This is a genomic window from Floridaenema aerugineum BLCC-F46, assembly GCF_041929345.1.
Classification (GTDB): domain Bacteria; phylum Cyanobacteriota; class Cyanobacteriia; order Cyanobacteriales; family Aerosakkonemataceae; genus Floridanema; species Floridanema aerugineum.
In genome coordinates, this window is the sequence record NZ_JBHFNQ010000115.1 from 35,106 (window position 1) to 46,894 (window position 11,789).

At 40.3% G+C, this 11,789-nt stretch carries 10 protein-coding genes; 9 read left to right on the forward strand and 1 reads right to left on the reverse strand.

Features of this window, described 5'->3' with window-relative positions; genetic code table 11:
- The first annotated feature begins 14 nt into the window (after positions 1–14).
- The 4 genes from ACE1CC_RS15325 to ACE1CC_RS15340 all read left to right on the forward strand — a co-directional run bounded on the left by ACE1CC_RS15325 (position 15) and on the right by ACE1CC_RS15340 (position 2,017).
- Entirely contained in the window at positions 15–191 is a 177-nt protein-coding gene (locus ACE1CC_RS15325) for a DUF6888 family protein (RefSeq protein ID WP_413271307.1), read from the forward strand.
- Entirely contained in the window at positions 188–421 is a 234-nt protein-coding gene (locus tag ACE1CC_RS15330; RefSeq protein ID WP_413271298.1) for a DUF6887 family protein, read from the forward strand. Before ACE1CC_RS15325 ends, ACE1CC_RS15330 begins: the two co-directional genes overlap by 4 nt.
- A gap of 141 nt (positions 422–562) precedes the next feature.
- The gene (locus ACE1CC_RS15335; protein ID WP_413271299.1) at positions 563–808 is read left to right on the forward strand and encodes a hypothetical protein; all 246 of its coding nucleotides are present in this window, start codon (positions 563–565) and stop codon (positions 806–808) included.
- Positions 809–826: 18 nt separating this feature from the next.
- On the forward strand, positions 827–2,017 hold the full coding sequence (locus ACE1CC_RS15340) for a glycosyltransferase (protein WP_413271300.1): 1,191 nt from the start codon (positions 827–829) through the stop codon (positions 2,015–2,017).
- A 57-nt stretch (positions 2,018–2,074) separates the two neighbouring features.
- On the opposite strand, the gene ACE1CC_RS15345 is transcribed toward ACE1CC_RS15340, so the two are convergent.
- Positions 2,075–3,418 (reverse strand): D-alanyl-D-alanine carboxypeptidase, encoded by a 1,344-nt coding sequence (locus ACE1CC_RS15345; RefSeq protein ID WP_413271301.1) that lies wholly within the window; start codon positions 3,416–3,418, stop codon positions 2,075–2,077.
- A 350-nt stretch (positions 3,419–3,768) separates the two neighbouring features.
- Between ACE1CC_RS15345 and ACE1CC_RS15350 the strand changes: the two genes are divergently transcribed.
- From ACE1CC_RS15350 to ACE1CC_RS15370, 5 genes are all read left to right on the forward strand, one after another.
- Positions 3,769–3,966, forward strand: coding sequence for a hypothetical protein (locus ACE1CC_RS15350; RefSeq protein ID WP_413271302.1), 198 nt, complete (start codon positions 3,769–3,771; stop codon positions 3,964–3,966).
- Between the two features lie 56 nt (positions 3,967–4,022).
- A complete protein-coding gene (locus ACE1CC_RS15355) occupies positions 4,023–4,763 on the forward strand; it encodes a class I SAM-dependent methyltransferase (RefSeq protein ID WP_413271303.1) in 741 nt (246 codons plus the stop codon).
- A 375-nt stretch (positions 4,764–5,138) separates the two neighbouring features.
- Entirely contained in the window at positions 5,139–6,665 is a 1,527-nt protein-coding gene (locus tag ACE1CC_RS15360) for an efflux RND transporter periplasmic adaptor subunit (protein ID WP_413271304.1), read from the forward strand.
- A 107-nt stretch (positions 6,666–6,772) separates the two neighbouring features.
- Positions 6,773–10,126: an efflux RND transporter permease subunit gene (locus tag ACE1CC_RS15365; protein WP_413271305.1), complete on the forward strand. Its 3,354-nt coding sequence runs from the start codon at positions 6,773–6,775 to the stop codon at positions 10,124–10,126.
- A gap of 309 nt (positions 10,127–10,435) precedes the next feature.
- The gene (locus ACE1CC_RS15370; protein ID WP_413271306.1) at positions 10,436–11,560 is read left to right on the forward strand and encodes a peptidoglycan-binding domain-containing protein; all 1,125 of its coding nucleotides are present in this window, start codon (positions 10,436–10,438) and stop codon (positions 11,558–11,560) included.
- Positions 11,561–11,789: the final 229 nt, after the last annotated feature.

The following is an 11,789-nucleotide window of genomic DNA, read 5'->3' on the forward strand; positions in this document are numbered from 1 at the left end:
TTGAGGAAAAAACTATTAACCCAACGAATGAACAAGCTCAAGCCTGTCTGCGAGTCTGTCAGTGGTTATCTAACGGTTATAGAAATATTGAACTATTCCGTTTCGATTATCAGACAGGAGATGTTTATATTTTGGCAGGCGACGAATTACAAATAATTGTACCTCCCAGTGGACTTTGGTATTTTCTATGAAACCGAACTTTGAAGCAATGACTAATGCTGAATTGAAAGCTTATGCACTTGCACATCGCGGCGGCGATGACGATCTTGAGGCTTTGCGCGTGTTGTTTAGTCGCCGTAAACCAGATTCAGAAACGATCGTATTCCACCCGCCAAAAACCAAGGAAGAAGAACAAGAACAATTTGAATTATTTAAGCGAATTATTGACGAAAAAACCAGAAAGAAAGACACTGATTGTTGAGGATTTGGGGTGGGCGTTCACGAAGTGTGCGCGTAGTGCGTATCGCTCTTTTGGGGAAGTATGCGATCGCTTTTCGGAAGTGCGATCGCTACCTAATAGTATTACAATAATTTTTATCAGTTCATTATCCAAAATCTAACAATGAGCCAAACATTAACAGTTGTATTTGATGGTCATCTTCTCCATCCAGATACACCAATAAACTTAGAACCTAACAAGCGCTATGTTATTACCATTGAGCCAGAAGTTGCTACTCTCGAAAAAAGTGATGCTTGGGATGTGCTAGAAAAATTTGCCGGAACAGTTGAAGCACCATCAGACTGGGCTAGGGAACACGATCATTATTTATATGGTATACCGAAATATGAAAGTGAAATTAACAAATGAAAAACTTCTCAGTGAAATATGAAACTTAGCCTTTGCACGATCGCCAAAAATGAATCACAATCCCTACCAAACTGTCTTAAAAGTGTCCAAACGGTAGTTGATGAAATCATAGTTTTAGATACAGGTTCCACAGATAAAACACCCGAAATCGCTCAAGAATTTGGCGCAAAAGTTTATCATTTTCAATGGTGTAATGACTTTTCGGCGGCGCGAAATGAAGCTTTAAAATATGTGCAAGGTGACTGGGTTTTAGTTTTGGATGCAGATGAAGTTTTAAAACCAGAAATTATTCCACCGTTAAAACAAGTAATTCAGCAACCTAACCTTTTAGTTGTGAATTTGGTAAGAGAAGAAATAGGCGCAAAACAAACACCTTATTCTTTAGTTTCTCGGTTATTTCGCAAGCATCCAGAGGTGTATTTTTCCCGTCCTTATCATGCGATGATTGATGATAGTGTAAGTTTGCTGTTGCAGAAGGAACCGCAATGGCAAATTGCTAGTTTATCAGATGTGGCTATTTTACATTATGGGTATGCACCGGGGGCGATCGCATCCCGCAACAAATTCCAAACCGCAAAAACCACAATGGAGAGTTATTTAAACCAGCATCCCAATGATCCTTATGTTTGCAATAAGTTAGGAGCATTATATTTAGAAATCGGTGAAAAAGCAAAGGGTATAGAACTTTTACAACGTGGTTTAAGTGCTAATTCCATAGATGCAGGTGTACTTTACGAATTACACTATCATTTGGGTATTGCTTACGAGTCTTTACAACAATTGGATTTAGCAGAGTCGCATTATCAAACTGCTACCCAATTGGATATTTTACCACAATTAAAGTTAGGTGCTTTCATTAATTTAGGGAATGTTCTTAAAGCAAGGAATCAACTAGAAGCAGCGCAGGAAGCTTACGCAGCAGCAATGATAATTGACCCAAACTTTTCCGTTGGTTATTATAATTTGGGAATGTTGTTAAAGCATAAGGGGAGATTTGCAGATGCGATCGCACTTTACCAACAAGCAATTAAACTAAATCCTAATTATGCCGATGCTTACCAAAATTTAGGAGTTGTTTTCCTGAAAGTGGGTAATGTTTCCGAGAGTTTGGTAGCTTTTAAAAGAGCGATCGAACTTCACGAAATAAATAATCCCAGTGAAGCAGCAAGACTTCGCCAAGGATTAAACGAAATGGGATTTATGATTTAGAAGGTATGTTGTTGCGCTTTAGCGCTAAACGCTAGCGCTGAAGCGCAACAACGTACCTTACTTTACAACTTCATTTCGAGACATTTGATCTTCAGGTTTTTGGGTTGGTGTTAACTCAGAAGGTAGAGAATCAACTACTCCCCATTGATTAACTAAATTGTTCAAAAGTAACTCTTGTTGAGTGCGAAAACCTGTTAAATTATTTCCGCCATTCATAATCGCAAACCAAACAATTCCCTTATCTTTTGTGGGTAAAGCACCCGCCAAAGCACTAACAGTATTTAAAGTACCTGATTTCACCACTGACATTTGAGGAATTTTGCGTTCATCCAAAATCCCTTGATCTTGTCCTACTACTGTAAGCACATCCCCAATAGTCATATTTAATGGTTTCAAATAGCGATCGATCGCCAAAAACAAAGCTACGGCTGCACGGGGAGAAATCCTGTTTAATTCACTCAAACCAGAACCATTAACTAATTGAATTTCTGCTTCAGGAACCCCAGCAAGTGTAGCAGCTTTTCGCGCCACTTGTTGAGCACCACCAACAGAATCAGCAATCATTTCCGCCATTTTATTATTACTGTAACGATTCATTTTTTTGAGCAAATCGGCAAGAGTCGGAGAATAATGACGCACTAAAAGTTGAGCATTACTCGGCAGTGCCGGAACTACTTTGACTGCACCATCAATTACTACTTGTGGTCGAGGAGTACCAGGAGGCAAAGTTTGATACTGGGTTAACGCTTGGGGTGTCCAAAGTCGGGAATTCATCCCTACTTTTAACAGATTTCCTGATTTTAAAGGGTCATATTCATAATTCATGTAAAACTTGCCATTGATGAGCAAGTTTCCCTTAACTCGCTTGATACCTAATTCATTTAAACGATTACCTAAAGCAAATGCTTCTTCCCAAACAAAGAAAGGATCAAGGTTTCCTTGAATGACTAAATCACCCTCTAGGGTACCATTCTTAATCGGGCCAGTTGTGCTAATTGTAGTCAGAAATCGATGATTTGGACTAAAGGTAGAAAGCGCTACCAAACTTGTCGCTACCTTAGTAATTGAAGCAGCGGGTAAAGGTGTTGTACCTTGGTGATTTGCTAACAAACTATCACTTGATTGTACCCATACTCCTTGGGTTTTTTTGGTAAAACCTTTAGCTGCCAAACCACCGAGATATTGATTTATTTTCAGTTGTTCTACGGGATTGGGATTAATAGCAGCTAGAGTTAATTTGGTAACTGAAATAGCTGGTTCCGTTGTGGCATCTTTTAATGAGTTGACTTGTGGTGCAGGAGTATTAGATACAGCTGGAGGAGAAATATTAGAGGAACATCCAGCCGCCGCAGTCAGCAGAGTTACAGCTAAGGTAGCAGTCAAACGTCGGGTTTCTAGCATCTATTGTCTCAACAGAAAATCTGCAAGGATATCATCAAGCTTTTCTGGCTGTAGGTCAAGTTTAGGGAAAAATTCCTCTTAAATCCACAACTGTCTGAGAAATTTGCCAAAAAAACCGGATCAGATCTCTCTGTTGCCGAATTGTGGATTATAAATTCTAGCATTTACCGATCGCCATAAGTTAACCAGTTCTCTAACCGTCTACTGCCTAGCCTTTGTCAAGCTACCAGAAAGTTCTTTTCTCAGAGACTTTACCTAGACAATCAATTTACTGGTTACTCAACAATTAAATTCCCGTTAATTTCCAGCTTTACTAAAATCAAATACTGAAAAATAAAGGATGCTCAATTATGGAATCTTTAGCTTATATCCACATGGCTTTTGAATACGAAAAATCTTTGCCATCTCAGTCTAATTACGAACAATTTTGTGAGCAACAACAATCAAAAAATCCGCCGATAAAAGTTCATCGATTTCTGAATTGGTTGCCCTTCAAGTTGTTTAAATGCTTTTCTTCACAACCAAATAGCGAAGTGGTCACTCATTAATTTTAGTACAGCAATAAATTATGCTATGCTAAATTAACAAATATCGGCATAAACTTATGAGTGAAAATTCAGCATTTACCAGAGATAACGAAGTTTTTCCAGGGGAGGTTTTTCCGAATCCGGCTGATTTCGATCAATTAATTCGGCAACTACTGCGAAAATATGACGAAATGCTTGATGTTTTAGTCAAGTGTATTCCCGCAAATGTCGATCGCATTTTAGAACTAGGCTGTGGGACAGGCGAATTAAGTTTAAAATTACTTAATCGCTTTCCTACTGTTCAAATTATAGCGGTCGATTACTCACCACGAATGCTGCAATATGCACAAGAAAAAATTCGGGTAGCTGGTTATCAACAAAGATGGATTGCTAAAGAAGCAGATTTTGGAGAATGGGCAAATAACTCCCAAACTGCTAATATTGGTAATAATTTTGATGCCTGTGTTTCATCTTTAGCAATCCATCATCTTACCGATGAAATGAAACTAAAACTATTTCAACAAATTCGCCACAGTCTTAATCCGGGGGGCGTTTTTTGGAATGCAGACCCAATTTTACCAGAATCGGAATTAATGAAAACAGTTTACCAAACTGCTAGGGAAGAATGGGCGATCGAACAAGGAAGTACTTTAACAGAAATTCGCTCTCAAGTTGGTAAAAGCGTCCCTTACGGATATTCTAGCCCCGATCGGTTGGCAACTTTGGAAGCACAGCTGCAAATGCTGAAAACCTCGGGATTTGACAGGGTAGCTGTACCTTGGAAGTACTATAACTTGGCTGTATTTGGGGGAAATTGAAAAGTTTTAAGGTTAAAACAAAAATTAGACAATTAATTTAAAGTTAAAAATTCTCAGATTTTCATTTATTTTAGATTGTCAAGTCCAAATTATAGAATTCTTATCAAGATAAATATCATTTATTTTTTTAGCTAAAAAGAAAAATTTTAGACTAAAATGGCACAATATTGTTAATCCCTAGATCCTCACTATTGATGGTTACTAATCGAGCTAGCGATCGATTTTAAACGTAACAATTGACCACTATGTTAAAATTAAATTTTCCCAAGGATTCTGAGCATTAAGTCAAAAAATCACTCTTTTGACTGTGGTAAAGTAACTAATAATATTACTAAAATTTGCTAGCGGTATCTAGTCAATTAGTTAGAGGGGCAGATGAATACCGAAAATACCGAACAACGCAGCAGTAGTGAACAGTTGCCAAATATAAAAGTGCTGCCAGTAGAAAAAAAAGACGATCGCGAACCATACATAGAAAATTACCAAGAAGAAGATATTTCCACCCTCGATACCTCTGCCTCTAAACCCAGCAAAAAATTTCTGCGGATCTTAGCAATACTGTTCATGCTGTTGTTAGTTGGTGGTGGTGGATGGTACGCATACAATCGATTTTTCCAACCAAGTGGGCAACAACAAGCAGGCCCAGGTAGGCCAGGTGGGCCAGGTGGGCCAGGTGGGCCAATGGCAATGCCAGTGAGGATGGGAGAAGCGCAACCGACAACGATTGAAGATAGTTCGGAATATGTGGCGAGATTGGAATCTCGGCAATCTGTCAGACCAAGACCGCAAGTTTCCGGTCAAATTACTAATATATTTGTTAGATCTGGCGATCGCGTCAGAGCAGGCGCACCGATCATCCAAATTAACCCAGCCGAACAAAGAGCATCTTTGCAAAGTCAGCTTGCAGCAGTAGAATCAGCACGCTCTGAGATGAAATTAGCACAAGCAGATGTTGCCAATGCGAAACAAAACCTGATTTCTCGACAAGCACAAAGACAATCCTCTTTGTCTAATTTGGCATTCCAACAGGAAGAATTCCGCAGATTTTCCCAACTGCAAAGTCAAGGCGCAGTCACTAGACAAGCGCTAGATCAAAGAAGACTGGAGTTGCAAAGAGCACAAGCACAATTAGCACAAGTGGAAGCGGAAATTCGTGCTCAAGAAGCTGCCATTGCTAGAGCCGAAGCCAACATTACCAGACAAGAAAGGATAATTCAACAACAAGCAGCCGGAGCGACTGAAGAACGAGTCAGGCTGAATTACTACAGTATTAATGCTCCTTTTGCGGGTGTAATTGGGGATATTCCCGTAAAAGTTGGTGATTTTGTCAGTTCTTCTACTGAACTTTATACGATCGCAGACAACAACACCCTACTAACCCAAATCAACGTTCCCGTAGAACTAGCCACCAGACTGCGAATGGGAATGCCTGTACAACTGATAGATAATCAAGGCAAACCCGTGCAAACAGGACAAATATCCTTCATTGCACCCAATATTAACCCCCAAACCCAATCAGTCCTCGTTAAAGCCAGCTTCGACAACTCCAATGGCACTCTGCGAACCGATCAATTTGTGCAAGCGAAAATAATCTGGGAAACTCGTCCCGGAGTAGTTGTACCAGTTACCGCAATTTCCCGGATGGCAGGAAAAAACTTCGTGTTTGTCGTCGAAACAGCACCCAACTCTGACAAACCAGGTATGATTGCTCGTCAAGTACCAGTCGAACTAGGCAAAATTACAGGTAATCAACAAGAAATCCTCAAAGGCTTGCAACCAGGACAACAAATAGTCGTCGCCGGAATTTTGCAACTGCGAGACGGCGCTCCCATTATGCCTGAATCCCAAGCACCCGGAGCAGGTGCGCCAGGGGGACAAGGTAATACTCCACCATCAAACTAGTCATTAGTCATTAGTTATTAGTCATTAGTGAGTTTAATTCATAATCGATGACCAATGACCAATGACCAATGACTAATAACCAATGACAAAAACCCTGATTAAACTGCATGATTTTTTCTATATCTGACTTTTTCATCAGGCGACCTGTATTTTCCACAGTTTGCTCGATCGTTATTACTATGGTTGGAGCAGCTTGTATCTTCTTATTACCTGTCGCTCAATATCCAGAGATTGCGCCGCCTCAAGTAACAGTTCAATCAAATTATATTGGTGCTAATGCCTCAGTTGTTGAGTCTACTGTCACCAATATTTTAGAAAGAGAATTGAACGGCATTGAAGGGGTAAAATACATGAAATCTACTAGTGCTAATGATGGTACTAGTAGTATTTCTTTGACCTTTGAACTAGAACGGGATCAAGACCTAGCAGCGGTAGATGTCCAAAACCGAGTTTCTTCTGCTTTATCAAGATTACCAGGGCCAGTACAACAAACAGGAGTTAGGGTAAATAAACAATCTAGCGGTTTTTTATTAGCGATCGGAATTTATGCCGAAAATAACCGATACGACGACTTATATCTGAGTAACTATGCCGATCTTTACATTACCGACGCTTTAAAAAGAATCAAAGGTGTTGCTAATGTCCAAATATTTGGTGAACGTACTTATGCAATGCGTTTGTGGTTAGATCCGAATCGTTTAGCAAGTCGCAATCTCACACCACAAGATGTTGTAAATGCACTGCGTCGGCAAAATTTGCAAGTAGGTGCAGGACAAATTGGACAACAACCTGCACCACCAAATCAACAATATCAACTTGCGGTGGAAGCGAAGGGAAGATTACAAGATACTAATGAATTTGCCGAGTTGGTAATTAGAACTGGTGAAGATGGCAGTTTAATTAAATTAAAAGATGTTGGTAGAGCCGAATTAGGTGCTGAAAATTATGGTTCCCTTTTACGATTTGACGGACGCAGAGGGATTGGTTTAGGAATTAGTCAATTAACAGGTAGTAATGCTTTAAATGTAGCGCAATCTGTCAAACAAACTATGGCAGAATTAGCGCCATCTTTTCCACCTGGGATTAAATATCAAGTTGCTTACGACACAACTTTATTTATTGAAGCTGGAGCAAGAGAAGTTATAACTTCCTTACTCATGGCGGTGGGGTTGGTAATCTTAATTATCTTCCTGTTTTTACAGAATTGGCGAGCGACTTTAATTCCCACGATCGCAATTCCTGTAGCTTTGATTGGAACTTTTATCTTTGTTAAATTGCTGGGATTTAACATTAATACCCTGACTTTGTTTGGTTTGACTTTGGCATCAGGGTTAGTGGTGGATGATGCGATCGTTATTGTCGAAGATGTCACTCGCAGAGTGCAAGAAGAAGGAGAAAATCCACTCAAAGCTGCGATCGATTCCATGAACGATTTACTAGGAGCAGTAATCGCCACTTCTCTAGTATTAATCGCCTTATTTGTCCCAGTCGCATTCTTCCCCGGTACCACCGGACAATTATACAAACAATTCGCTTTGACAATTGCTTTTTCCATCACAATTTCTACCTTTAACGCCATTACACTTACGCCAACTCTCTCAGCTTTGTTACTCAAAAAATCCTCAGCACAAAATAACTGGATTTTCCGCCCAATTAACTGGGTTATTGATGAAACCAGAAAAGTCTATGCTTGGATTTTGGGCATTGTCACCAAACTGAGATACCTTGTCCTGATTCTATTTGTTGGCGCTTTAGCTGCAACTTATTGGTTGTTTACAGCAGTACCAGGAGGATTTTTACCCGAAGAAGACCAAGGGGTATTTATTACTATTGTTCAAGGCCCCGAAGGAGCTTCTTTAAACTACACTGAAAAAGTCTTAGAAAAAGCCGAAGCTATTCTAAGAAGCCAGCCTGATGTAGTAAATATTTTTGCCGTTGGTGGCTTTAGCTTTAGTGGTTCAACTCCCAATAATGGCTTGATTTTTACTACTTTAAAACCTTGGGACGAACGAAAAAGACCTGACCAATCTTCCAAGGCAATAATTGGTAGCCTTTTCCCCCAATTGCTCTCGATTAAAGAAGCAACAGTTATTCCATTTGCCCCACCTGCAATTCAAGGTTTAGGTAGCTTTGGTGGCTTTGAATTCCAACTCCAAGACCGCAACAATCTTGGTTTTAGAGTTATGGAAGAAGTGTTAGGTCAATTCATGGGTAGAGCTAGCACTTATCCTGGTACTCCGAATAACCCAGCACCGCCAGTATTAGTCGGTTTGCGACCTAATTTTAATGGTAATACACCACAATTAACAGTGGAAGTCGATCGCAACCAAGCCAACGCTCTCCAAGTTTCTTTAGAAGACATCTTCAGTACTTTACAGATTTTCTTAGGCTCACAATATGTAAATGATTTCAATCAGTTTAACCGCAGTTATCGAGTCTATGTTCAAGCTGATACCCAGTTCCGTTCTAATCCAGAAGACATCAATAAATTGTATGTGCGATCGGCAACAAACCAAATGGTTCCGCTGAGTAACTTAGTCAAAGTTTCTCAAACCACAGCGCCATCAGTTATCTCGCATTACAACTTATTCAGGTCTGTTGAAATCAACGGTTCCGGCGCACCAGGAGTCAGTTCGGGACAAGCAATTGAAGCTATGGAAACCGTAGCTAAACAAGTCTTACCTAGAGGTTTTGGCTATGAATGGTCTGGGTTAACTTTAGAAGAAATTCAATCGGGAGGACAATCAATTATTGTCTTTGGATTCGCGTTTATTTTGGTGTTTTTAGTGTTAGCCGCACAATACGAAAATTACGTCGATCCATTGATTATTATGTTGAGTGTGCCTTTAGCAATTTTGGGGGCGCTGTTAGCAGTGTACTTCAGAGGATTTGCCAATGATGTTTACACTCAAATTGGTTTAGTAATGTTGATTGGGATGGCAAGTAAAAACTCGATTCTAATTGTGGAATTTGCCAACCAATTAAAAGAAAGAGGTGTGCCAACTGTTAAAGCAGCAATTCAAGCTTCTGAGGAACGCTTACGCCCGATTTTAATGACCGCTTTTTCTACTATTATCGGGATCTTTCCTTTGGCGATCGCCACAGGCGCAGGTGCAGCCGCACGTCAGTCTTTGGGTACGGCTGTGATTGGCGGAATGTGCATTGCCACATTTTTGAGTTTGTTAATCGTACCTGTACTATTTATTGTGGTGAAAAATATCGAAGACCTCTTCCGTAAAGGCACTCACAAACCAACTGTAACCCCAGCCAAAAAACCAACTCCAACACCAAAAGCTCAGACTTTAGTCTATTACCGTCACGGCGAAAATTTAGACGGGCATAATGGGTCTAATGGTAATGGTAACGGCAATGGTAATGGTAATGGATCTAAGCCTCATGATAACTCTCAAGTTACTCACAAGCCTCAGAAAAGCGATCGGCCTAATTCCCCATCTAACTAACCTCTGAACATCAGGAGTCAAGAGCTCAACTCTTCTTGACTCCTGACTTTTTCCGCTTCATCCCCCCTAGTGAGGAAATTGATGGAGAATTTACCAGAAAAGTCTATAAATTTCCTGATTTAACAACCATCTGAGGAAAACTTACTAAATTAGCTATATTTTCCGAACCTTTAGTTAGATATGACACATTAATATGTCACATTATTTATTGATTGAGTTATTGAATAGAAAATAACTGTAAATTAAAATTTTGATAGCCTACTTCTTTCTGGGAGTAGCAAGCGTTGTCGAAAGTTGGACTGGGAAATTATGGAAAACCTTATTTACATACATCAGGCAAGTTCCTACGAGGAAAACGAGGATGCAGACTTTAGTGCTAATTTAGAAGAGGTCAAAATTTTCCAAAGAGTAAACTGGAGAAATTTCGGCAAAAGAGCCTGGATTCATTTACTTAGCTTGGTACTTACAATTAGCACTGTCGGAATTGCTACCAAGGCAATGGCTCAAATGACCCAAGGTAGCAGAGGCACAGAAGTAGCAGAACTTCAGACAAAATTACAAAAATTAGGTTACTTCAATGGCAGTCCCACCGGACACTTTGGCCCATTGACCAAAAAGGCTGTGATTCGCTTCCAGCAAGATGAAGGCATAACGGCAGATGGGATCGTCGAAACCACAACTCTCACTGCCTTAGAACAGAAACTTCAGGAAAATACAACCGCAGCGTCAACCACTGCGGAAGTAGCGCCAACCACTCCCGAACCGCAAACAGAAAAAACCGCCCAAACAGCGATCGACCCTAGCAAACAACCAAATTTACGCCGGGGTGCTAAAGGCTCAGATGTCAAAAGCTTACAACAACTTTTAACTGATGCAGGTGCTTACAGGGGTGCGATTAATGGGAAGTTCGATCTAGAAACTGCTGTAGCAGTTAGGCAATTTCAACGCACCAGTCGCTTAATGGTTGATGGTGTTGTCGGACGTAATACTTGGTCAGCTTTGACTAAAGGAGGCGGTACTACTCAAGCACTAGATCCCACCTTTAATAATTCGCCTTTTACTAATGGCTCCCTAACTAATAATTCGGACAAACCTGCAAGTAATAACAGAACTTTAATTCAAGCTAGTCTAAAAATAGGCGATCGCGGTCAGGAAGTCAAAGCCCTACAACAACGTCTCCAAGCTTTAGGCTATTACACAGGCAATAACACAGGCAACTTTGGCCCCTTAACTAAAGAAGCTGTAATTAAATTCCAAAAACAAGCCAAACTCACACCTAACGGAATTGTAGACAGCAGCACCAAAGCCGCTTTATTAACAACTATCAATGGTTCAAACGACCAAACGAATAACGACCAAACCAATGCGGCAAAAAAAGCCGAACCAAAATCATCCACAGTTGGTGAAAATGATTCTTTCATCCAACAGCCATAGCTATGGCGGCGATCGGTCTAAAACGGGATTTTTTGCTCACAGAAGGCAACAGGGAAGAAGTGGGTTCGGGAGTGCGGAGGTAGGGAGAATTGAACAAAAATGTTGAGCGCAGTCCCTACCTATAACGAAGTTTAGGTAGGGTTAGCGAAACCAACATAAAAATGCGTAGCAACGATTTATTCTGGATTCTCTTGGTTCTGCACATATTCTATAAGTTTATTTAGTGGTG